Here is a 20,948-nt window from a genome sequence, read left to right on the forward strand (position 1 = left end):
GGCCGGTCCTCGGGGCCGCCCTGGCAGTCTCTTGCCGGTTGCCGCCCTCCGGCTCCTGCGGCACCCACTCGCAGCGGGATCCGGCAGCCGTCGCGCCGGAGACGCTCTAGCCGGCGAGGCCCGGGGGCCCGGGTCGCGTCCGGCCGCGCCGCTACCTCGCCGAGGCGGCCTTCTGGCCGCCGGCGGCCTTGACGATCTCGGCGTTGATCTCGATCGCCACCTCGTCGCCCACCACCGGGCCGGCCTCGATCGCCTTGCTGTAGTGGAGCCCGTAGTCCTGCCGGTTGATCTTCGTCGAAGCCTGGATCCCGCGGCGCGTCCCGCCCCACGGATCCTTCACCTCGGGCGAGAGCGTCGCGTCGAGCACGGCCGGCTTCGTGACGCCGTGGATCGTGAGATCGCCGGTCACCTTGTACCGGTCGCCGTCCTTCACGACCTTCGTCGACTTGAAGGTGATCGTCGGGTACTTCTGCACGTCCAGGAAGTTCGGCGACTTGAGATCCGCGTCGCGCTTGTCCTCGCGTGTGTTGATCGTCGTCGCGTCGATCGTCGCCTCGACCGAGGACTTGGTCGGGTCCTGCTCGTCGAGCATCACGACGCCGCTCGTCTTCTTGAACTCCCCGCGCACGGTGGAGATCACGAGGTGCCTCACCCCGAAGGTCGTCTGGGTGTGGACGGGGTCGAGGTTCCACGTCGTGGCCTGGGCGAGGGCCAGCGCGGGAACCATCGCGAGGAGGACGGGGACGAGTCGCTTCGTCATGAGGCCTGCTCCTTTCGTGCTTCGGTGGTGGCGGCGGGACCGCCGGGGGGTAGGAACGCGATGCTCCGCATCGAGAGGGTCCCGAACGTGAACCCCGCGTGGATGGTCGTCGGGACGTCCCCGTGCTGGGCTGCCCCGATCGCGACGAGGAGCGGATCGAGGTGCTCGCTCGTGGGCGCCGCGAGAGCGGCGTGCGGCGCGTCCTCGCGCCAGCGGGCGAGGCCCGCGACGTCGAGCGGGTCGAGGCGCGCGGCGACCCAGGCGTCGAACGCGGCCGCCCACGGCTCCGCCGCCGGCCCCTCCGGTGCGTCCCAGCGGAGCTGCATCAGGTTGTGGACGACGCCGCCGGTGAAGAGCAGCAGGACGCCCTCCTCGCGCAGCGGCGCGAGCGCCGCGCCGACCTGCACCAGCGCCGCGGGCGGCACCTGGGGCAGCGACGCCTGGACGACCGGGACGTCCGCCTGGGGCCACGCGATCCGGAGCGGCACCCAGACGCCGTGGTCGAGACCTCGCGACGGGTCGAGGCGGGCTCGGAAGCCGGCGGCCTCGAGGTGCGAGACGGCGCGCGCCGCGACGTCCGGCGCGCCTGGCGCCGGCCAGCGGAGCTCGTACATCTCCGGCGGGAAGCCCGAGAAGTCGTAGACGAGCTTGTTCCGCGCCGCGCCCGTGATCCGGATCTCCGACCCCGTGGTCCAGTGCGCCGAGACGGCGAGGATCGCCCGCGGCCGCGGGAGGCGGGCGGCGAACGAAGCGAGGTCCGCGCCGAACGCGCCCGGGTCGAGCGCGACGGTCGGCGCGCCGTGGGACACGAAGAGAACGGGCGCGCGGCTCGCCTCGCAGGACGCCATCGACATATGGAACGGAATGTGTAACCGGAGACGGCACAGATTCAACCGGGAGCGTACACACCCGCGGGGGTACGGCCCGGGCGGGGAGCGGTCGCAGGACAGGCGGTGCGAGGGCGGACGTGCGGCGCACCGCCGGAGGCTAGAAGAGCCTTACCCCGACGCCGCCGGCGAGCCTGAGCAGGCTCTGCTGCTCGAACCCGAGCTCGCCGGCGATGAACACCGGCCCGAGGTTCAGCCGCAGCCCGAGCGCGAACTGGAACCACGCCCGCCAGTGATCCTCGCGCGCCGCGCCGACCCCGATCGTGATCCCGGCATCCACCCCGCGGTACGTCTCGAAGCGCTGCGTCACGCGCGCCAGGACGACCGGGTCGTAGCTCCTGCTGCCGATCCCGCGGAGATCGCGGTACCCGTACCCTGCCACGCCGAGATCGAGCTGGTCGAACGCCCACGCGACCTCGCCGCCGAGGAGCGGCACGTTGGGACCGGACCCCGACGTGTCGAACGCCTGCCCTCCCCACGCCACGAGCGCGAGGCGGCCGCGGCCGGTGTCCTGGGCCTCGATCTCGTTGCCGAGCTCGTCCTCGTCGGCGATCGCCGCGGCCGGCGCGAGCGCGACGAGGGCGGCGAGGAGGAGGGGGCGCACGCGGGCGATGATAGACGCGTCCGCGCGTCCGCGCAGCATTCCTGACCGGGGGCGCGCCGCCGCGCTCGCGAAGGCGCGAGCCGCGGGGCGTCACGCGGCGAGGAACTTCTCCAGGATGCGGTAGCCGCGCTCCAGGGCCGCGAGCTCGAGCCACTCTCCCTGCTGGTGCGCCTGCGCCGTCGCGCCGGGGCCGAGGTTCGCGGCCGGGATGCCGGCCTGCGCGAGCCGCGCCACGTCCGTCCACGCCTGCTTCGGCTCGGCCGCGATCCCGGCGCGCTCGAGGAGCCGCTTCACGAGCGGGTGATCCGCGTAGGCCGGGCACGCCGGCGACAGGTCCGTCAGCTCGACCTTCGCGCCGAACCGCGCGCCGAGCGCCACGAGCTCCCGGGCCGCCGCGTCGAGCGTCTTGTCGGGCGCGAACCGGAAGTTCACGTTCAGCGTGCAGCGATCCGGGACGACGTTCCGCGCGCGGCCGCCGTCGATGCGCGTGACGCTCGCGACCTCGCGGAAGACGAGCCCGCCGCTCACCGCCTCCCGCGGCACGCGCCCGTGCAGCTCGGCGAGGAGCGCGCCCGCCGCGTGCACCGCGTTGGCGCCCTGCCACGGCCGGGCGGAGTGGGCGCTCCGCCCCTCGAAGACGAAGGTGCCGTGGATCGAGCCCACGCACCCGAGCTGGAGCACGTTGTCGGTGGGCTCGAGGCAGAGCGCGAGGTCGATGCCGGAGAGCGCCCCCGGCGCGCGGAGCACGTCGCCGAGCTCGTTCTCGAGGAACGGCCCCTCCTCGCGTGCGTAGAGGACGAGCACGAGGTCGGCGAACCGCGCCGCGCGCGGGAGGCGCTCGGCGAGCTCCATCGCGAGCGCGACGCCGCCCTTCATGTCGGAGCTGCCGGGGGCGACGAGGCGCCCGCCCTCGCGGCGCGGCGGGCGTCCCTTGTCGGCGTCGTGGATGGGGACCGTGTCGAGGTGGCCGCAGAGCGCGATCCGCGGGCGGTCCCCCTCACCCCGGCCCTCCCCCCCCGCTGCCGCGGGGGAAGAGGGAGGACTTCCCGAAGACGCCGGAGCGCCGTCCACCTCGACGACCAGCGAGTCCTTGATCCGGCGGACGCCGAACCCGCGACCGCGCGCCCAGGCCTCCGCGTGATCGCAGATGACCCGCTCGTGGCCGATGGGCGACTCGATGGCGCAGAGCGCCTCGGTGCGCCGTGCCAGGGCTTCGGCCAGCTCGCCGCTCATCGCGACCTCGTGACGGAGCGCAGCGTCAGACCTGCACCTCGAAGTCGCGCAGCGCCTGGTTGAGCGAGACCTTCTTGTCGGTCGACGCGCTCCGCTTCCCGACGATGAGCGCGCACGGGATCTGGAACGTGCCCGCGGGGTACTGCTTCGGGCGCGTGCCGGGGATCACCACCGAGCGCGCCGGGACCCGGCCCTTGTAGACGACCTCCTGCGGGCCGGTGACGTCGATGATCGGCGTCGACGCCGTGATCACCACGTTCGCGCCGAGGACCACGTCCTCCTCGATGAGCGCGCCCTCCACGATGATGCAGCGGCTCCCGATGAAGCACCCGTCCTCGATGATGTTCGGGCGCGCTCCGGGCGGCTCGAGCACGCCGCCGATGCCGACGCCGCCGGCGAGGTGCACGTTCGCGCCGACCTGCGCGCACGAGCCGACCGTCGCCCACGTGTCGACCATCGAGTTCGCGCCGACGCGCGCGCCGATGTTCACGAAGCCCGGCATGAGCACCGCGCCCGGCTCGAGGTGCGAGCCGAACCGCGCGACGCCGCCCGGCACCACGCGGATGCCGGCCTTCTCGAGATCCTTCTTGAGCGGGATCTTGTCGCGCGCCTCGAAGGCGCCGTGCGTCGTCGTCTCCATCGGCGAGATCGCGAAGAAGAGGTTCACCGCCTGCATCAGCCAGGCGTTCACCTTCCACTCGCCGTCCTTCTTCTCCGCCACCCGCAGCTCGCCGCGGTCGAGGCCGTGCAGCGCCTTCACCACGGCGGCCTTCGTCTGCGGGTCCGAGAGCCGCGCCCGGTCGGCGAACGCCGCCGCCACGAGCCGCTCCACGTCGTTCCAGTCGCTCATCCGTCGATCCTCTTCCAGGCCGAGATGGCCTCCTCGCACTCCTCGAGCGTGGGCACCAGCGCCACGCGTACGTAACCCTCCCCCGCGCCGAACGCGGTCCCCGGCGCGACGACGATGCCGCCCTCGAGGAGCCGCAGCGCGTAGCTCGACGCGGTGTGGCCGGCCGGCACGCGGACCCACAGGTACAGCGTCGCCTCCGACGCGTCGGCGACGAGCCCGTGCTCCGCGAAGAAGCGCAGGAACCGGTCGCGCTTCCGCCGGAAGATCTCCCGGCGCTCGGCGGGGTGCTCGTCGTCGCCCCACGCGGCGGCCGCCGCCGGCGTGACGAACTCGGGCGAGGCGACGCCGGGGTGGCTCCGGAGCGACCGGAGCACCTTCACGAGGTCCGGATCGCCCGCCATGAACCCGCTCCGGTAGCCGGTCATGCCGCTCCGCTTCGAGCAGGAGTGCACCGCGATCACGTTCTCCTGCTGCACCTCGAGCATCGAGGCGGGCTTCTCGCCGAAGTAGATGTCCGCGTAGCACTCGTCGGAGGCGACGACGAACCCGTACCGAAGCGCGGCCTCCCCGACGCGCGCGAGGTAGTCGCGCGGCGCGACGGCGCCGGTCGGGTTGTGGGGATAGCTGAGCCAGAAGACGAGCGTCTCGCGGAGCGTCGCCTCGCCGACGTCCTCCGGCTCGAGGAGGAACCGCCGCGCCGCGGTGAGCGGCACCTTCACCGGCTCGAGCCCGGCGAACCGCGCGCCGACCTCGTAGGTCGGGTAGCCGGGATCGGGCATCACCACCTTGCGGCGGCCCGGGTCGCCGGCGAAGGCGAGCGGGAGGTGGAAGATCGCCTCCTTGGCGCCCGCGCAGGCGAGCACCTGCGCCTCGGGATCGACCGTCACGCCGAACCGGCGCCGGAGGTACCCGGCGACGCTCCGGCGGAGGGCGACGGTGCCGAACGCGCTCGGGTACTGCGAGACCTCGGGGACCGCTTCGCGGAGCGCCTCGCGGAGGAAGCCCGGCGTGGGCTCCTTGGGGTCGCCGAGGCCGAAGTCGAAGAGGCGCACGCCGCGCGCGGCGAGGGCCTTCCGGCGCTCGTCGAGCTCGACCGAGAGGTTCTTCTGGACCTGCGAGAGGGCGGGGTTCTTCGGAGCGTTCCGCACGGAACCGTGAAGGATATCGAAGTCCGGACCTCGTTGCATTATAAGCCCGCCCGCATGCTCTCCTACGACGTGGTGGTCATCGGCAGCGGCCCCGCCGGCGAGAACGGCGCGATCCAGGCCTCCTTCCTCGGCAAGAAGGTCGCCCTCGTCGAGAAGGAGGCCGTCCCGGGCGGCGCCTCCGCGAACACCGGCACGATCCCCTCGAAGGCGCTCCGCGAGACCGCCCTCGCGATCCAGCAGGCGCGGAACCGCGACGCGCACGGCATCGAGTTCCGGGTGTCCGAGACCGTGACGGTCCCGGAGCTGATGGGCCGCCGCGGCCTCGTCACCGCGCGCGAGCACTCGCGCATCCGGAGCGCGCTGAACCGCGCCGGCGTGGAGCAGTTCCGTGGCGTCGCGAGCTTCCAGGACCCGCACACGATCCGGGTGGCGGTGCCGGACGGCGGCGAGCAGGACCTCCACGCCGAGGTCATCCTCCTCGCGACGGGGACGCGCCCCTTCCACCCGCCGCAGTACGCCATCGACAACGCGCGCGTGTACGACTCCGACTCGATCCTGATGCTGGATCGCATCCCGCGCTCGCTCGCGATCCTGGGCGGCGGCGTCGCCGGCTGCGAGTACGCGTCGATCTTCGCCGCGCTCGGCGTGCACGTCTCGATCATCGACTCGAAGGACCGGCTCCTGCCCTGGCTCGACGCGGAGCTCTCGACCGCGATGCAGGACCTGTTCGCGCTGGCCGGCATCGACATGTACCAGCGCACCCGCGCGATGCGCCTCGAGCCCGGCGACAAGGACGTGCTCGTGACGCTCAAGGACGGCTCGCGGCTCGTCGCGGAGAAGGTGCTCGTCGCGGCGGGGCGGATCGGGAACGTCGAGTCGCTGAACCTCGGCGCCGCGGGTCTGAAGGCCACCGACAAGGGCCTCCTCGAGGTGAACGCCTACTACCAGACCGCGGTGCCGCACGTGTACGCGGCGGGCGACCTGGTGGGCTTCCCCGGCCTCGCCTCGACCTCGATGGAGCAGGGCCGCGTCGCGATGAACCACGCCTGCGGCGGCTCGCGGACGCAGACGCTCTCCTCGCTGCTCCCGGTGGGCATCTACACGATCCCGGAGGTCTCGGGGGTGGGCGACACCGAGGAGCAGCTCCGCGCCCGCGGGCACGAGTACGTGGTCGGGAAGGCGACGCTCGTCGGGAACGCCCGCGCGAACCTCATCGGCGAGGCGGTCGGGTTCGTGAAGGTCGTCGCGGACGCGCACGACGGGAAGCTGCTGGGCGTCCACTGCATCGGCCCGCATGCGTCCGAGCTCGTGCACCTCGGCCAGGCCGTGATGAGCCACGGCGGCAACCTGAACTACTTCGTCGAGGCCGTGTTCAACTACCCGACGCTCGGCGAGGCGTACAAGTACGCGGCCTACGACGCGCTCGAGAAGATGCGCGAGCGCACGAACGTCCGGTCGATCGAGAGCGCGGCCGCGAAGAAGTGAGAGCTCACTCGAGGTGGTGCGCCTCGAGCCGCTCGAGCGGCAGCTCGAGGACGCGGCCGTTCGGGAGCAGGTTCTTCGGGACCGGCGCCGACGCGGAGGCGAGCTTGAACCGCTCGCAGCGCGAGAAGTCGCCCTCGCAATAGTACGACTGCCACACCTTCAGGGACGACTTCATCGAGAACTGCTTGAACAGCGGGCACGCGGCGACGCGGGCGCAGGCCATCTCTCCTCCTCCGGCGACCGCGTACCCCCCGGCCCGCGGTCGCTCCCCCGATTGTAGGCCCCCGGCCCTCGGGCGCGCGCGCGGGCCCGCGCGGCTTGTCGTCGCGGCGCGCTACCCGAGGCGCGCGCGTGCCTGCGCGAGCGCCGCGTGGACCTGCTCGAGCGCGCGCTTCGCGCTCGCGAGGTCGTCGCGCTCCTGGCGGAGCCGGTCCAGCTCCGCGCCGAGCTGATCGCGCTCGCGGGCGAGCTCGCCGACCGCGGTCCGGAGCCGGGCGCCGTCGGCGGCCCCGGCGCGGAGCTCCTCCGAGAGCCGCTCCACCTCGGCCTCGCGCTCCGCCCGCAGCCGCGCCTCCTCGTCCGCGCGCCGGGTCACCTCGTCGAGCAGGCGGGCGCGCTCCTCGTCGAGCGCGGAGAGCGCCTGGGCCCGGCGCACCGCCTCGTCGCGCTCGTCCTCGAGGGCCTCCATCTCCGCGAGCAGCTCGGTGAGGACGCCGCGCTTCTCGTCGAGCTCCTTCTCGGCCACGCCGAGCCGCTCCGACGCGCTGCGCGCCTCGCCCGCCGCCTTCGCGAGCTCCTGGCGCGCGCCGTCGAGATCCGCGCGGAGGGCCTCCTCGCGCTCGCGCGCGCGGGCGAGCTCGCCCTCGAGGTCGCGCACGAGCCCGAGCACGCTCTCGGCGGCGCGGGCGGGGTCCGCGGGGACCGGGTCGATGCGCGGCGAGGGCTTCGCGGCGTCGGCGACCCGGCGCTTGATCTTCTCGAGGCGGTCGCGGCGGCTGAGGACGTCGTTGGTGGTCGTCGCGACGGACGAGGAGGGCTCCGCGTACGTCCGCGCTTCCACGACGAGGGCCTCGAGCGTGCCCCCCTCACCCCGGCCCTCTCCCCCCGCTCCGCTGCGCTGCGCGGAGGGAGAGGGAGGGTCCGTGATGCTCGGCGCCGAAGCTCGCGCAGGAGGATCCGTGATGCGCGGAGCTGAAGGTCGCGCAGGAGCATCCGTGATGCTCGGGCCTGAAGCTCGCGCGTGAGCATCCGGGATGCTCGGGCCTGAAGCTCGCGCAGGAGCATCCGTGATGGCCGGCGCTGAAGCTCGCGCGCGAGGATCCGTGATGCGCGGCGCCGAAGCTCTCGCCACGGTGACGTCCTCGGCCGCTGCCAGAACTTCGGCCTGAGACCTGACGCCTGAGGGCTGAGGCTCGCCCTCGGCGGCCTGAAGCCCTGCGTCGTCCGAGGCCCGAGGCGGCTCTTCAGCCACGACCGGATCGACCGGCACCGCCGCCTTGAGCCGCGGCTTGAGCTTCGGGACGTTCGCGTCGAAGGCCTTGCGCATCTCTCACGCTCCCGCGGCGCCGGCGGCCTTCGCGGCCGCGCGGATCCGTCCGAGGATCTCCTGCTGGACCGCCTCGATGTCGGTCGCCCCCTTCGACTCCGGGTCGTAGCCGAAGATCGGGCAGCCCTCGCTCGACGCCTGGGCGAACTTGGTGCACTGGCGGACCACGGTGTCGAGCAGGTAGTCCGCGTAGTGCGTCCGGAGCGCCTCGAGCGCCTCCCGGGCGATCTTGAACGTCTGGTTGAACGCGTTCACCACGATGAAGATGTTCTCGAGCTGGTGCGAGAGGTCCTGCTCGATGCCCTGGATCGTCTCGAACAGGAGCCTGAGCCCGTCGTAGGAGAGGAAGTCGGCGAGCACCGGGATCACGAGGTCCGTCGCCGCCATGAGCGCGTTCAGGTTGAGGAGCCCGAACGACGGCGGCGCGTCGAGGACCACGAAGTCGTACTTGCCCTTCACCGCCTCGAGCGCGTTCCGCAGCCGGAACTCGCGGCCGGCGAGGGGCATGAGCGCGAGATCGATGGTGCTCATGGCGAGGTTCGCGGGCACGAGCGCCAGGTTCGGCAAGCGCGTCGTGACCGTCACGTCGTCGAGCGGCGTCCGCCGGATGAGCACGTCGTGCAGCGTCTTCGTGAACGACGATCCCTCCCTCCCGAGGCACTTGGTCGCGTGGCCCTGGCTGTCGAGGTCGATCATCAGGACGCGGTAGCCGCGCTCGGCGAGGCGGTACGCGTAGGACGACGAGATGCTCGTCTTCCCCGTCCCGCCCTTGAAGTTCAGGAAGAGCTGGATGCGGGGCGGGAACGGCTCCGGGCGCTTCTTCAGCTTGTCGCGCAGGACCGCGAGGTCCTCCGGCGCGAGCCCGTCCTTCTTGCCGAGCGCGGCCACGACTTGCTTCTCGGTCGCGCCGACGATCTCGGCGAGGCGCTTCGCGGTGTACCGGACGTTCTCCATCGAGGTCCTCTAGGCCATGAACCAGCGGGTGCCGCGCTTCGCGACCGTGCCCTTCGACTCGAGGGCGGCGAGCGCCGCCTCGATCCTCGCCGCCGGCGCGCCGACGGTCGCCGCGAGCCCCTCCGGCGTGCAGCCCCGGAGCGCCGCGCGCACCTCCGAGACGACGGTCGCCTCGAGGTCGTCCGCCGGGCCGCCGGCGACCGCCGCCTGCTGGACGAGCACGGCGACGGTGGCGCGGGCGACGGGAGCGGCGACAGCGGATGCGGCCGCGACGGGGGCGGCGACAGCGGATGCGGCCGCGACGCGGGCGCCGACAGCAGATGCGGCCGCGACGGGCGCGGCGGCCACTGTGGCCGCCCCTGCTGAGCCCTTCGCGCTCGCCACGAGCGGACCTCCCTCTCCCCCCGCGCTTTTGCGGGGGGAGAGGGCCGGGGTGAGGGGGGCGTTCGGGTGCACGGAGACGGCCGCCTTCACGACGTTCGGGGTCGCCGTCGCGCTCGCCCTCCGCGTCGCGTCCGCGCGCGCGGCCCCCGCCCCCACGATCACCGCCTCCCGGAGCGCGGCCCCGTCCATCGCCGCGAGCTTCGCCGCGATCCGGCGGGACACCGCCCGCCGCGCCGACGCGGAGCCCTCGACGTCGACGCGCTCCCCGGCGACCCGCGAGAGCGAGCCCGCCGCGGCCCGCCGCACCGAGGCGTCCGGGTGCTCGAGCGCGCGCGCGAGGGCGCCCTGCGCGCGCGCCGTCGGCCGGCCGGACAGCGCCGCCGCCGCGGCCCGCGCGACGCCGCGATCCGGGTCCGCGAGCGCGCCCGCGAGCGCCGCCTCGGCACGCTCGCCCGGCGCGAAGCCGAGGAGCAGCGCCGCGCGGCGGCGCACGAGCGGGCTTGCGTCGGACAGCGCGCCGGCGAGCCGCTCCTCCGCGGCGCCCTCCGCGACCGCGGCCAGGGCGTCGAGCGCGGCGACCCGCACGGCGGGGCGCGGGTCGCCGAGCTCGCGCGCCGCGAGCTCGGCCGCGAACGGCTCCTTGAACCGGCCCAGCGCGAGGAGGATCGCGCCCTTCACCTCGCCCTCCGGCTCGCGCCCGAGCGCGACGGCGAGGAGCGGCGCCGCCGCCTTCGACCCGAGCGCCTCGAGGGCGCGCACCGCGCGGAGCCGGGCGCCGGCGTCCGGCGCGCGGAGGTCGTCCATCGAGCGCTCGTACAGGACGCGGTCCGCGCGCGTCGCGAGCAGGTCCTTCATCCGGTCGGTGTCGCGCCCGGAGACCCCGACGCGCCCCTCCGCCTCGAACCGCCCCGCGAGCCGCGCGACGGGCTCCGCAGCGGCGCGCGGCGCGTGCGAGTAGGCGGCGGCGCCGTCCACCCGGAGCCCCTGCGCCTCGGCCGCCGCCTTCCAGGCCCGGAGCGTCTCGATCTCGGCGCGCAGCTCGGCGATGAAGCCGGCGAGATCCGCGCCGCCCTCCTCCGGCCCGGGCGTTCCGTCGGAGCCCGGCGCCCCCGCGACGCGGGCGCGATCGACGAGGCCGCCCAGGAGCCGCTCGCGCTCGCCCTCGAGGAGCCGCACGCGCTCGGCGAGGTCGGAGGCGCGCGCCTCGGCGTCGGCGCGCGCGCCGCGCTCGGCCGCGGCGAGCTGCTCGAGCTCGACCTCGCGGCGCCGCGACTGGGCCGCGTCGCCGCGCCCGCGCTCGGCGACGGTGCGGGCTGCCTGGAGCTCCGACTCGAGCTGCGAGACGCGGCACTCGAAGAAGACGATCTTCTCGAGCGCGCTCCGGAGGTAGCCCTCCGGGTCGATCGAAACGGCCCCCGTCACCTCGGTCCCGTCCGCCATCACCCGCCGCCCGTATGCCGTGAGACCGCCGTCCCGCCACCCCCGGCGCCCCGTGTCACGGATCCCGTCCTGATCACGGGATCTTGCGCCGATATCGCAGCATACGGTGTCGGGATCCCGATGGCAAATAAGTTGACGCCGCCGCGGGGCTGGTGATCCCGGCCCCTCGCGACGTCACGCTCCGTAACGCCCGGACGGAGGATTCAGGCCGCCCTCAGGCCGCCTGACGCCCCGGCGTGACGGACTCGAGGCCGTGGGCGCGGGCCCCGCGCTCGCTCTTCCAGAGCAGGAACGAGAAGACGAACCCGACGCTCGCGAGGGCCGCGAGCATCCACATGACGGGGGTCCAGCCGGCGGGGTGGTCCGCGCCGGCGTGCGCGACGTCCTTCACCAGGCCCATCCCCCAGCTCATCGCGCCCCAGCCGATCTGCTGGCAGAAGGTCATGAGCGCGTAGGCCGAGCCGAGCCGCTGCTCGGGGACGAGGTACGTCACCGCGGGCCAGAGCACCGCGGGGACCAGCGCGAACGCGAGGCCGAGCATGGCCATGGCGACGACGCCGTCGAGGGGCGCGCCGGCCGAGAGGACCGTCCCGATGAATGGCAGCCCGATCCGGGGCAGCGTCACGCCGGTCCTCCAGTACGTCAGGAGCAGGAACGGCGGCACGAGGAGCGCCGACCCGGCGGCCATGAGCAGCGCGCGCTTCCCGATCCGGTCCGCCAGGAGCCCGAAGAGCGGCATGCCGATCATCGAGAGCATGGGGAGGACGCTCTTCAGGTCTCCGGCGACCGCGTCGGAGACCCCGCGCGCCTGCGTGAGGTAGAGGTTCGCGAAGGTCCGGAACGGGAAGATCGTCGAGTAGAACGCGACGCAGAGGCCGACGACCCACCAGTAGGACGTGTCGAAGTTCACGAGGTCCGCGAGCACGAGCTTGTCCGTCGCGCCGGCGCGCGCGACCGCGTAGCGCCGCGCCGCCCTCGCCTCGAGCGCGGCGTAGACGATCGCGAAGACGAGCCAGGCGACGCCCAGCCCTGCCGCGAGCAGCAGCGGCGGCTGCCACGAGGTGAAGAGCCCTCCCGCCGCGCTCGGCGACTTGTCGGCCGCGTAGGATCCGAGGCGCGCGATGAGGAGCTGCAGCGCGAGCGCGAACGAGATCTCCTTCCCCTTGAACCAGCGGCCCACCACCGTCGTCGCGGCGACGATGAAGAGCTCCGAGCCGACGCCGAGGACGAAGCGGCCGCCCATCATCGCTGCCCACGGCGCCGACGGGACGAGCGCCGGAAGCACCCCGATCAGCACGCTCCCGAGCGCGCCGACCGCGCCGAAGAGCACCGCCGAGCGCGCCGTGCCGAGGCGGTCGATGAGCACGCCGCCGGCGATGAGGGTGAGGAGCGCCGCGACGTTGTACGCCGTGTCGAGCTTGCCGATCTGCTCGCCGGTGAACCCGAACGCCTTCTCGAGGAGCGGCGTCACCGGGTAGAGCGCGTCGAAGACGTAGTAGTTCCCGAACATCGCGAGGCTGCACGCCACCAGCACGAGCCAGCGGTACGCGGTCGGGGGCGCAGGCCGGGCGGCGAGGTCCGGGGCGGCGGCGTCGATCATGGCCGCGGACGATAGTCCGCCTCGGCGGGGGACGCCATCGGGGGATCACGCGGCAGAGCCGCGCCCGCGCGCGCCGGGCGTCTACGGATGTGCGGGCGGAGCCGGGAACGTCTCGCCCCGGCGCTCGGTGTAGTCGCGCACCTCGCCCGTCGTGATCGCCGGCGGCTCACCGGCGGGCTGTGGGGAGCCCGGCGCGGTGCCCTGGAGACGCTCCGCGGCGAGCTCCTCGAAGACGCCGCGCGCCTCGGGCGGCGTCGCCGCGGCGGGGAAGTCGGGCGGGACGCGAATCCGCCAGATCCCGGGCATCTCGCCGGCCGCGAGCTCGAAGAGCGCCCGGTCGCTCCGCGCCACGACGACCGCGCCGTCCCGGACGCCCCGGACCTCGTCGTACCGGATCACCTGATCGCGCCGGAACATCATGAAGCCCTTCGCGACCTCGAACCCCCAGCCGTAGAGCGACGTGACCCGGCCGAGATCCTTGCCGTCCAGGTCCCGGACCCGTTGCCCCAGCTGGACTCCGTTCCGCTCGCGGTCCGCCATCTCGCGCCTCTCGCAGAGCAGGATAGGGAGAGGGCCTGGCCGGGGCACGGCCGGCGCGGGGTCCTTCCCGGGCGGGGCGTCAGCGGGACGCCGGGCGCCAGTCCTCGCGCAGCACCGCCATCGAGACCACGTCGACGAAGCGGCCGTCCCGGAGGGCGGCCTGCCGGAGGAGGCCCTCCGACCGGAAGCCGACCTTCTCGTACGCGTGGATCCCGCGGGCGTTGTCGGCGTGGACGTGGAGCCAGACCCGGTTCAGCCCGAGCGCCTCGAAGCCGTACCCCACGATGAGCCGCGTCGCCTCCTGGCCGTAGCCCTTCCCCCACTCCTCCGGTCCGCCGAGGAAGATCCCGAACTCGGACTGCCGGGCGGGATCGCCGAGGTGGTGGAGGCCGGTGACGCCGACGAGGCGGCCGTGGGGCCTCGCGACGATCCCGACGACCACCTCGTCGGTGGCGCGGGCGAGCGCGGCGATGAACTCCTGCTCCGCGGCGAGCGACACGGGCCGCTCGAGGCGCAGGTTCCGCCGCACCGCCTCGTCGTTCAGGATGCCGGTGAGCCGGGGCGCGTCCTCGTGGACGAGCGGACGGAGCAGGACCTTGTCGCCGTCGATGCGCGGGGGCGCCATGGCTCCGTTCCTAGCCGCGCTTCACGCGCGCCGCCCGGACCTTGGTGACCTTCCGCGGGTCGGCGTCCGCCACCGTGAAGACCCACCCCTTCCAGAAGTAGCGGTCTCCGCGGGCCGGGATCGCGCCCGCCACGGAGTTGAGGAACCCGGCGACGGTCTCGAAGCCCTGATCGTCCGGGAGATCCGCGCCCGCCGCCTCGTTGAACTCCGCGATGGGGGTCTGGCCCAGCACGGTGAAGGTGCCGTCGGGATGCGCCTCCACGGCCTTCACGTCCTCGTCCTCGAACTCGTCCTGGATGTCCCCGACGATGACCTCGAGGACGTCCTCGATCGTGCAGATGCCCATCACGCCGCCGAACTCGTCGACGACGAAGGCCATGTGCAGCTTCCGCTTCTGCATCTCGCGGAGGAGCTGATCCACGGGCTTCGACCACGGCACGAAGTGGGCGGGGCGGAGCAGGTCCGGGAGGACGATCAGCTCGGGGTGGGCGAGCAACGGGACGAGGTCGCGCGCGTGCAGCACGCCCGCCACGTGATCGAGGCTGCCGCGGTAGACCGGCATCCGCGAGTGGCCCTCCTCGGCGAGGATCCGGATGATCTCCGGGACCGGCGTGTCGACGTCCACCGCGACGATGTCGGTGCGGGGCACCATCACGTCGCGGGCGACCTTCTCGCGGAACTCGAAGACGTTGTGGATGAGCTCGCTCGTCGCCTCGGCGCCGGCCCCGCCCTGGCCCTTCGCCCACTCGGTGAGCGCGCGCTCCATCTCGTCGAGCGGCGGCCTCGGCAGCGAGAAGCGGCCCTTCGCGCCGGTGACGAGGAGCGTCGCGACGGAGAGCGGGCGCAGGAGCTCGCGCAGCGCGCGGAACGGGACCGCGAAGGCGAGCGCGACGGCCTCGCCGTGTGCCGCGCCGACGCCGCGGGCGAGCGCGGCGATCGGGAGCGACAGGCCGCCCACCGCGAGCGCGGCGATCGGGCCCGCCGCCCACCGCGCCGGCGACGGCACGAGCAGCGCGCCCTCGACGCCGGCGAAGAGCCCGACGAGGAGGATCGAGAACGTCGAGGCGCAGCGGAGCGCGAAGGCGGTGGCCTCGGGATCGCCGGCGAGGATGGCGAGCGCCCGGGCGCGCGCACCCGCGTCGGGCGCCGCGGCGAGCGCCTGGGCCCTGGGGACGCCGACCGCGACCAGCGCCGCCTCGAGGGCCGCCGCCACCGCGCGGGTGAGGAGCAGCACGAGGAGGATCGCGACGATGCCGAGGATCTCCGCGCCCGAGCCGTCCGTCATTCCGCCAGGTACCCTAGCAAACTCGGCCGGATGCGCCGACATCGAATCGTGCTATGAAGCGGCGCATGGCGAAGAAGGCGCGAGTGTACGTCACGCTCAAGCGCGGGGTGCTCGACCCCCAGGGCTCGGCGGTGAACCGGGCCCTGCACGCGATGGGCTACGGCGAGGTCTCGGACGTCCGGCTCGGGAAGCTCATCGAGGTCACGCTCGACGAGAACGTGCCGGTCGCCGACGAGCGGAAGCGGCTCGAGGAGATGTGCCGGAAGCTCCTCGCGAACACCGTCATCGAGGACTTCCGGATCGAGCTCTAGATGCGCGTCGGAATCGTCACCTTCCCCGGCTCGAACTGCGACCACGACGTCTACCACGTGGTGAAGCACGCCTGCGGCGCGGACGCCCGCTACGTCTGGCACAAGGACCGGCTCCCGGAGAAGCTCGACGCGGTCGTCGTGCCGGGCGGGTTCAGCTACGGCGACTACCTCCGCTGCGGCGCGCTCGCCCGCTTCTCGCCGGTGATGGAGGACGTGGCCGCGTTCGCGAACGCGGGCGGCCCGGTCCTCGGCATCTGCAACGGCTTCCAGATCCTCTGCGAGGCCGGGCTCCTCCCCGGCGTCCTCATGCGGAACGCGTCGCTCAAGTTCATCTGCCGCGACGTGACGCTGAAGGTCGACGGGCAGGAGACGCCGGTGACGCGCGGCCTCGTCGGGCGGACGCTCACGATGCCGGTCGCGCACGCGGAGGGGAACTACTTCGCCGACGCCGAGACGCTCGACCGGCTCGAGGGCGAGGGCCGCGTGGTGTTCCGGTACGTGGGCGGCGCGCCGAACGGCGCCGCGCGAGACATCGCCGGCATCGCGGCAGGCCCGCGCCGCAACGTGGTCGGGCTCATGCCGCACCCGGAGCGCGCCGCCGAGGCGATCCTCGGGCGGGACGACGGGAAGCGGCTGTTCGAGTCGCTCCTCGCGGCCTGAGCGCGCGGCGGCCGGACTCCGGTCGCCCTGAGCGCAGCGCCCGCGGAGCGGGCGCGGAGTCGAAGGGCGCGCCGGAGTGGTGTCCGGCCGCGGCGCTTCGGCGCGGGCCCGCGCCGGGAGCGCGCCGCTCGCCGCGCCGCTATAAGCTGCACGGAAGTGCTCCAGGTCGATCTCCACGGTCCGGCGGGGCGCCTCGAGGGCCTCCTCGAGGGTCCCGCGGAAGCACGCTTCGCCGCGGTGGTGTGCCACCCGCACCCGCGCTTCGGCGGCACGCTTCACAACCACGCCACCTACCGGCTCGCGAAGGCGGTCCGCGCCGCGGGGGGCGTCTCCCTCCGGTTCAACTACCGCGGCGTCGGCCGGAGCGGCGGGTCCTACGACGCCGGCCGCGGCGAGGCCCTGGACACGCGCGCCGCGCTCACATGGCTCCGGGCGGAGCGGCCCGGGATCCCGCTCGTCGCCGCCGGGTTCTCGTTCGGCGCGTGGATGGCGGCGCACGCCGGCGGCGCCGAGCCGGAGGTCCGCGGGCTCCTGCTGGCAGGCCTCGCCCTCCGGTCCGCCGACCTCGATCTCGTGCGGGACAGCGCGGACGTCCGCGGCATCGCGAAGCCGGTCGCGGTGATCCAGGCCTCGCGCGACGAGTTCGGCACCCCCGAGGAGGTCGAGCTCGCCCTCGCGGGGTCCGCCGGTCCGCGCCGGCTCGTCGCGATCCCGGGCGCGACCCACCTCTTCGGCGAGGCGCTCCAGGCGCTGCAGCGAGAGGCCGAGGCGGCGCTCGCCTGGCTGCTCGGGGAGGCGCGATGAGCCTCGACGGGCGCCGCGCCGGGGAGGCCCTCGCGACCGCAGCCTCGGAGCTGACGCGGATCTGGCGCGCGGCGCGGGCGGAGGCGAGCCCGGACGTGTTCCCCGGGCTCTCCGACGGGCTCGTGGAGCGCTTCGTCGCGGGCCTCGGGGAGGCGCTGGTGCTCGGGCGCCCCGCGGAGGACGTGTGGGCCCGCGCGGAGGGCGTGGTGCGCCTCGACCCGGCCGCGTCGGGGCTCGCCGAGGACGAGCTTCGCGCGGAGTGGCGGCTCGTGGGCGAGGTGATCGCGGCCGCGTGTGACGCGCTCGAGGCGGGGCCCGAGGTGACCGACGTCGCGGCGCGCGCGGTGGAGCTCGCGCGCGGTGGCCTCGAGTCGATCCGCGGGGGCGGACCGCCGGCGATCGTGAGGGTGGTGTCGTTCTCGCCGCTCAGGCCGCTGCGTGGCGGCGTACCGCGCTGAGCAGGTCGTCGAGATCGAAGGGCTTCTGCAGGTATCCGGCGGCGTCGACCAGGCCGTCCCGGCCGAGCGCCGAGAGGACCACGACCGGGATCTCCGAGAGGTCCGGATCGTCCTTCTGCCGGCGCCGGAACTCCCAGCCGCTCATGCCGGGCATCATCAGGTCGAGCAGCACGACCTGCGGATGGAACGCCCGTGCCTGCGCGAGCCCCTCCGCGCCGTCCCGGGCGGAAGCGACCACGTACCCCTCGTCAGCGAGCACCTCCGCGACCGCCTGCCGGATGTCCACCTCGTCGTCGACGATGAGTACGCGCGCCATCAAGCGTAGAGGTAAGCCCGATCGGCCTCTCCTGCAAATCCGTGGCAAGCGGTCGCTCGGGGTGGAGCACACGCCGCAGACAGTCGGCCGCAGCCCGGCCGGCCGCATTCCGGACGGGGTCACGTCCCCGCGATCTGCACGCCCTCGAACACGAGCGTCGGCGTCCGCATCGCGGAGTACCGATACGGATCGTTGCCGACCGCGGCGAGCCGCTTCCAGAGGTCGAGGTGGTTCCCCGAGACGTTCATCTCGCCGATGGGCTCCGCGAGGCGCCCGCCGCGGATCCGGAATCCGCGCACGCCCAGGGAGAAGTCCCCGGTCGTGCCGTTCGAGTTCCCGCCCAGGAATCCGGTGACGAGGATCCCCTCGCCGATGGCGGCGAGCAGCTCCGGCTGGGAGCGGTCGCCGAGCCGCCACGCGAGGTTCGACGCGCGCGCGGTCGTCGGCGCGATCCCGAGCTTCCGGCCGTAGTACGTGTCCACGTAATAGCTCCGGAGGGCGCCCTTCTCGAAGACCGGGAACGGCCGCGCCGCGATGCCCTCGCCGTCGTAGCGCCGGGAGCCGAGTCCGCGCGGCACGAGCGGATCGTCGCGGAGGTCGAGCAGGGGACTGCCCACCTCGGCGCCGAGCTTCCCCTCGAGGAACGAGCGCCGCTGCTGGATCGACGCCGCCGCGAGGGGTCCGAACAGCGCGCCGACGAGCCGGCCGGACGCGCGCGCGTCCACCGCCATGGTCATCACCGCCGACTCGCCCTTCGTCGAGCCGATGCGGGCGATGGCGCGCTCCCCGGCGCGGCGGCCGACGATCTCCGGCGCCTCCACGTCCTCGCGATGCCGCGCCCCCGAGGACGCGTACTCCTCCGGACGCCGGCCGTCGGGATCCTTCACCGTGACCTCGGCGCCGATCCAGAAGTCCGTCGAGCGGCGCGTGCCCTCGAACCCGTTCGTCTGGATGAGGACGCTCTCCCCGAGGGAGTCGGAGACGCTCGAGGTCACCGAGAGGATCGCTCCGGCGCCGGGCACGCCACGCGCGGCGGCCTCGATGGCCTCCGCGGCGCGACGGCGGGCGCTCGCGTCGAGCGCGCCGTAGGTGCCGTCCTCGAGGTCGAGGTCGATGGTCGACTGGCCCTGGTAGAGCGCGGGGTCGGGCAGGCGGCGGTTCGGGTCCGGCGCGAGCGTCCGCGCGAGCGCGATGGCGTCCTCGACGAAGCGCTCGAGGGCGTCCGCGCGGAGATCGCTCGTCGAGACCGAGCTGTACCGGCCGTCCACGTAGAGGTCGAGGCCGAGGCCGCGGGTGGTGGCCTCGGTGACCTTCTCGAGCTTCCCGTCGCGCCACGCCACCTCGACGTGCCGCGCCCGGTACGCGCCGGCCGCGGCCTCGCTCGCGCCCTTCGCGAGGGCGAGGTCCGCCGCGCAGCGCGTGACGTCGAGGAGCGCCTTCGAGTCCGCGTCGGCCGCCGCCGGGGTGCCCCGCGACCGCGTCGTCGTCGTGCTCATGTCAGCCCCTCCCGCCCACCGTCATCTTCGCGACCCGCACCGTCGGCAGCCCCTGCGAGACCGGCACGCTCTGCCCGTCCTTCCCGCAGGTCCAGCCGCCCTCGTCGATGGCGAGATCGTCGGAGACCATGTCCACCTGCTCGAGCGCCTTGGGCCCGTTGCCGATGATGTTCACGTCCTTCACCGGCCGGGTGAGCTTGCCGTCCTCGATGAGCCAGCCGTTCTTCACGTAGAAGGTGAAGTCGCCCGCACCGATGTTGACCTGGCCGTTCGAGAAGTTGACGCAGTAGATGCCCTTCTTCACGGAGCGGATGATCTCGTCCTTCTTGTGCGGGCCGGGCAGCATGTACGTCGAGCGCATGCGCGGGAGCGGCGGGTGGCGGTAGCTCTCGCGGCGGCCGTTCCCGGTGGGCGCGACGCCGTAGTGCTTCGCCGAGATCGCGTCGTGGAGGTAGGTCGCGAGGATGCCGTTCTCCACGAGGTGCGTGGTGCCGGCGGCGTTCCCCTCGTCGTCGACGTTGATGGCGCCGCGCGCGCCGGGGTTCGCGGCGTCGTCGACGATGTTCACGAACGGCTTCGCGATGGGCTTGCCGATCTTGTCGGCGTAGATCGAGACGCCCTTGCGGTTGAAGTCCGCCTCCATGCCGTGGCCGATGGCCTCGTGGAGGAGGATCCCCGAGGACCCGGCGGCGAGCACGACCGGCATCTCGCCGGCGGGCGGCGGACCGGCCTCGAACAGGATCGCGGTGCGGGCGACGGCCTCCCTCACCACGCGGTCGAGCCGGTCCGGCGTGTAGAACTCGAACCCGGCGCGGCCCGCGACGTTGTAGCCGTTCTGCTCCCGGCGCCCGCCTTCCTCGGCGAGCACCGAGAGGTAGAGGAGCGTCATCGGCTGGCGGTCCTCGACGATGCGGCCCGAGGAGTCGGCGACGAGCACGGCGCCCGCCTCGTCGCGGAGGAAGACGCTCACCTTCTTGATCCGCGGGTCCGCGGCGAACGCCCGCTCGTTCAGGCCGGCCACGAGGGGCAGCTTCTCCTCCGGCCGCACCTCGTCCCAGGGGCGGACGAGCGGGTAGCGGTCCGGCAGATCGGAGCGGAGGTGGAAGCGCGCGGGCCCGGGCCGACCGGGGCCGTCGGCGATGGCCGCCGCGGTGCGGGCGCACTCGAGGAGCGCCGGGAGCGAGAGGTCCTCGGTGTAGCCGTAGCCGGTCTGATCGCCCTTCACGACCCGGACGCCGACGCCGAGCTCGACCGACGCGTAGGCCCGGTTCACCGCGCCGTCCTCGAGGCCGAGGTCCGAGCCGACGCGGTGCTGGAAGAAGACGTCGGCGTGCTCGCCACCCCGCGAGAGGGCGGCGGCGAGCGTCTCCGCGATCAGCCGCTCCGTCACCCCGAAGCGCGCGAAGTAGCCGATGCCCTCGCGCGGTCCCGTCCCGCGCCCCACGTCCTGTCCCATCATGTGCACCCCGCCTGTCGAGAGGCCCGCCGCGCGACGCGCCGGCGGACCGGCTCTTCATAACCCGGGACGCCCCCCGGTGCCCGGGCGGAAGAGAGCCCGGGGT

At 73.8% G+C, this 20,948-nt stretch carries 22 protein-coding genes; 5 read left to right on the plus strand and 17 right to left on the minus strand.

What is annotated here, in order from left to right:
- Positions 1-151: 151 nt before the first annotated feature.
- From AMOR_RS08885 to dapC, 6 genes are all read right to left on the minus strand, one after another.
- Positions 152-760: a YceI family protein gene (locus AMOR_RS08885; protein WP_248360456.1), complete on the minus strand. Its 609-nt coding sequence runs from the start codon at positions 758-760 to the stop codon at positions 152-154.
- A complete protein-coding gene (locus tag AMOR_RS08890; protein WP_248360457.1) occupies positions 757-1,608 on the minus strand; it encodes a DODA-type extradiol aromatic ring-opening family dioxygenase in 852 nt (283 codons plus the stop codon). The genes AMOR_RS08885 and AMOR_RS08890 overlap by 4 nt, the downstream gene beginning before the upstream one ends.
- A 139-nt stretch (positions 1,609-1,747) precedes the next feature.
- Entirely contained in the window at positions 1,748-2,251 is a 504-nt protein-coding gene (locus tag AMOR_RS08895) for a hypothetical protein (protein WP_248360458.1), read from the minus strand.
- A 90-nt stretch (positions 2,252-2,341) separates the two neighbouring features.
- Complete coding sequence (dapE, locus tag AMOR_RS08900; RefSeq protein ID WP_248360459.1) at positions 2,342-3,484, minus strand: succinyl-diaminopimelate desuccinylase; 1,143 nt, start codon at positions 3,482-3,484, stop codon at positions 2,342-2,344.
- Positions 3,485-3,509: 25 nt separating this feature from the next.
- Complete coding sequence (locus AMOR_RS08905) at positions 3,510-4,334, minus strand: 2,3,4,5-tetrahydropyridine-2,6-dicarboxylate N-succinyltransferase (protein ID WP_248360460.1); 825 nt, start codon at positions 4,332-4,334, stop codon at positions 3,510-3,512.
- Entirely contained in the window at positions 4,331-5,482 is a 1,152-nt protein-coding gene (gene dapC / locus AMOR_RS08910) for a succinyldiaminopimelate transaminase (RefSeq protein ID WP_248360461.1), read from the minus strand. The genes AMOR_RS08905 and dapC overlap by 4 nt, the downstream gene beginning before the upstream one ends.
- Before the next feature lie 54 nt (positions 5,483-5,536).
- Between dapC and sthA the strand changes: the two genes are divergently transcribed.
- Complete coding sequence (sthA, locus tag AMOR_RS08915) at positions 5,537-6,967, plus strand: Si-specific NAD(P)(+) transhydrogenase (RefSeq protein WP_248360462.1); 1,431 nt, start codon at positions 5,537-5,539, stop codon at positions 6,965-6,967.
- 4 nt (positions 6,968-6,971) lie between these two features.
- On the opposite strand, the gene AMOR_RS08920 is transcribed toward sthA, so the two are convergent.
- From AMOR_RS08920 to AMOR_RS08955, 8 genes are all read right to left on the minus strand, one after another.
- Positions 6,972-7,190 carry a hypothetical protein gene (locus tag AMOR_RS08920; protein ID WP_248360463.1) on the minus strand — a complete coding sequence of 73 codons (219 nt, stop codon included), beginning with the start codon at positions 7,188-7,190 and terminating at the stop codon, positions 6,972-6,974.
- Positions 7,191-7,301: 111 nt separating this feature from the next.
- Entirely contained in the window at positions 7,302-8,027 is a 726-nt protein-coding gene (locus AMOR_RS08925; protein WP_248360464.1) for a hypothetical protein, read from the minus strand.
- Positions 8,028-8,516: 489 nt separating this feature from the next.
- The gene (locus AMOR_RS08930; RefSeq protein ID WP_248360465.1) at positions 8,517-9,467 is read right to left on the minus strand and encodes a ParA family protein; all 951 of its coding nucleotides are present in this window, start codon (positions 9,465-9,467) and stop codon (positions 8,517-8,519) included.
- Between the two features lie 9 nt (positions 9,468-9,476).
- Positions 9,477-11,291, minus strand: coding sequence for a HEAT repeat domain-containing protein (locus AMOR_RS08935; RefSeq protein ID WP_248360466.1), 1,815 nt, complete (start codon positions 11,289-11,291; stop codon positions 9,477-9,479).
- 214 nt (positions 11,292-11,505) lie between these two features.
- The gene (locus AMOR_RS08940; protein WP_248360467.1) at positions 11,506-12,891 is read right to left on the minus strand and encodes an MFS transporter; all 1,386 of its coding nucleotides are present in this window, start codon (positions 12,889-12,891) and stop codon (positions 11,506-11,508) included.
- 81 nt (positions 12,892-12,972) lie between these two features.
- Positions 12,973-13,431, minus strand: coding sequence for a hypothetical protein (locus tag AMOR_RS08945; protein ID WP_248360468.1), 459 nt, complete (start codon positions 13,429-13,431; stop codon positions 12,973-12,975).
- Between the two features lie 79 nt (positions 13,432-13,510).
- The gene (locus tag AMOR_RS08950) at positions 13,511-14,056 is read right to left on the minus strand and encodes a GNAT family N-acetyltransferase (protein ID WP_248360469.1); all 546 of its coding nucleotides are present in this window, start codon (positions 14,054-14,056) and stop codon (positions 13,511-13,513) included.
- 10 nt (positions 14,057-14,066) lie between these two features.
- Positions 14,067-15,341, minus strand: coding sequence for a hemolysin family protein (locus AMOR_RS08955; protein ID WP_248360470.1), 1,275 nt, complete (start codon positions 15,339-15,341; stop codon positions 14,067-14,069).
- 65 nt (positions 15,342-15,406) lie between these two features.
- Between AMOR_RS08955 and purS the strand changes: the two genes are divergently transcribed.
- The 4 genes from purS (at position 15,407) to AMOR_RS08975 (ending at position 17,574) form a co-directional block, all read left to right on the plus strand.
- Positions 15,407-15,652, plus strand: a complete 246-nt coding sequence (gene purS, locus AMOR_RS08960) for a phosphoribosylformylglycinamidine synthase subunit PurS (protein ID WP_248360471.1) — start codon at positions 15,407-15,409, stop codon at positions 15,650-15,652.
- Positions 15,653-16,312 carry a phosphoribosylformylglycinamidine synthase subunit PurQ gene (purQ, locus tag AMOR_RS08965; protein ID WP_248360472.1) on the plus strand — a complete coding sequence of 220 codons (660 nt, stop codon included), beginning with the start codon at positions 15,653-15,655 and terminating at the stop codon, positions 16,310-16,312. It begins immediately after the preceding gene.
- Positions 16,313-16,468: 156 nt separating this feature from the next.
- Positions 16,469-17,116, plus strand: a complete 648-nt coding sequence (locus AMOR_RS08970; protein ID WP_248360473.1) for an alpha/beta hydrolase — start codon at positions 16,469-16,471, stop codon at positions 17,114-17,116.
- Positions 17,113-17,574 carry a hypothetical protein gene (locus tag AMOR_RS08975; protein WP_248360474.1) on the plus strand — a complete coding sequence of 154 codons (462 nt, stop codon included), beginning with the start codon at positions 17,113-17,115 and terminating at the stop codon, positions 17,572-17,574. The genes AMOR_RS08970 and AMOR_RS08975 overlap by 4 nt, the downstream gene beginning before the upstream one ends.
- Here the strand turns inward: AMOR_RS08975 and AMOR_RS08980 are convergent.
- The 3 genes from AMOR_RS08980 to AMOR_RS08990 form a co-directional block, all read right to left on the minus strand.
- Positions 17,543-17,890, minus strand: a complete 348-nt coding sequence (locus AMOR_RS08980) for a response regulator (protein WP_248360475.1) — start codon at positions 17,888-17,890, stop codon at positions 17,543-17,545. The two genes, AMOR_RS08975 and AMOR_RS08980, sit on opposite strands and share 32 nt — an antisense overlap.
- 119 nt (positions 17,891-18,009) lie before the next feature.
- Entirely contained in the window at positions 18,010-19,386 is a 1,377-nt protein-coding gene (locus AMOR_RS08985) for a TldD/PmbA family protein (RefSeq protein WP_248360476.1), read from the minus strand.
- A gap of 1 nt (position 19,387) precedes the next feature.
- The gene (locus tag AMOR_RS08990; RefSeq protein ID WP_248360477.1) at positions 19,388-20,845 is read right to left on the minus strand and encodes a TldD/PmbA family protein; all 1,458 of its coding nucleotides are present in this window, start codon (positions 20,843-20,845) and stop codon (positions 19,388-19,390) included.
- Positions 20,846-20,948 lie beyond the last annotated feature (103 nt).

The organism is Anaeromyxobacter oryzae (assembly GCF_023169945.1).
GTDB lineage: Bacteria > Myxococcota > Myxococcia > Myxococcales > Anaeromyxobacteraceae > Anaeromyxobacter > Anaeromyxobacter oryzae.

Coding starts and splice junctions, on each gene's coding strand:
- AMOR_RS08990 (WP_248360477.1), bottom strand. CDS start 20,845: ATGATGGGACAGGACGTGGGGCGCGGGACGGGACCGCGCGAGGGCATC.
- AMOR_RS08940 (WP_248360467.1), bottom strand. CDS start 12,891: ATGATCGACGCCGCCGCCCCGGACCTCGCCGCCCGGCCTGCGCCCCCG.
- AMOR_RS08945 (WP_248360468.1), bottom strand. CDS start 13,431: ATGGCGGACCGCGAGCGGAACGGAGTCCAGCTGGGGCAACGGGTCCGG.
- AMOR_RS08885 (WP_248360456.1), bottom strand. CDS start 760: ATGACGAAGCGACTCGTCCCCGTCCTCCTCGCGATGGTTCCCGCGCTG.
- AMOR_RS08985 (WP_248360476.1), bottom strand. CDS start 19,386: ATGAGCACGACGACGACGCGGTCGCGGGGCACCCCGGCGGCGGCCGAC.
- AMOR_RS08950 (WP_248360469.1), bottom strand. CDS start 14,056: ATGGCGCCCCCGCGCATCGACGGCGACAAGGTCCTGCTCCGTCCGCTC.
- purQ (WP_248360472.1), top strand. CDS start 15,653: ATGCGCGTCGGAATCGTCACCTTCCCCGGCTCGAACTGCGACCACGAC.
- purS (WP_248360471.1), top strand. CDS start 15,407: ATGGCGAAGAAGGCGCGAGTGTACGTCACGCTCAAGCGCGGGGTGCTC.
- AMOR_RS08975 (WP_248360474.1), top strand. CDS start 17,113: ATGAGCCTCGACGGGCGCCGCGCCGGGGAGGCCCTCGCGACCGCAGCC.
- AMOR_RS08980 (WP_248360475.1), bottom strand. CDS start 17,890: ATGGCGCGCGTACTCATCGTCGACGACGAGGTGGACATCCGGCAGGCG.
- AMOR_RS08955 (WP_248360470.1), bottom strand. CDS start 15,341: ATGACGGACGGCTCGGGCGCGGAGATCCTCGGCATCGTCGCGATCCTC.
- AMOR_RS08905 (WP_248360460.1), bottom strand. CDS start 4,334: ATGAGCGACTGGAACGACGTGGAGCGGCTCGTGGCGGCGGCGTTCGCC.
- AMOR_RS08930 (WP_248360465.1), bottom strand. CDS start 9,467: ATGGAGAACGTCCGGTACACCGCGAAGCGCCTCGCCGAGATCGTCGGC.
- sthA (WP_248360462.1), top strand. CDS start 5,537: ATGCTCTCCTACGACGTGGTGGTCATCGGCAGCGGCCCCGCCGGCGAG.
- dapE (WP_248360459.1), bottom strand. CDS start 3,484: ATGAGCGGCGAGCTGGCCGAAGCCCTGGCACGGCGCACCGAGGCGCTC.
- AMOR_RS08935 (WP_248360466.1), bottom strand. CDS start 11,291: ATGGCGGACGGGACCGAGGTGACGGGGGCCGTTTCGATCGACCCGGAG.
- AMOR_RS08890 (WP_248360457.1), bottom strand. CDS start 1,608: ATGGCGTCCTGCGAGGCGAGCCGCGCGCCCGTTCTCTTCGTGTCCCAC.
- AMOR_RS08920 (WP_248360463.1), bottom strand. CDS start 7,190: ATGGCCTGCGCCCGCGTCGCCGCGTGCCCGCTGTTCAAGCAGTTCTCG.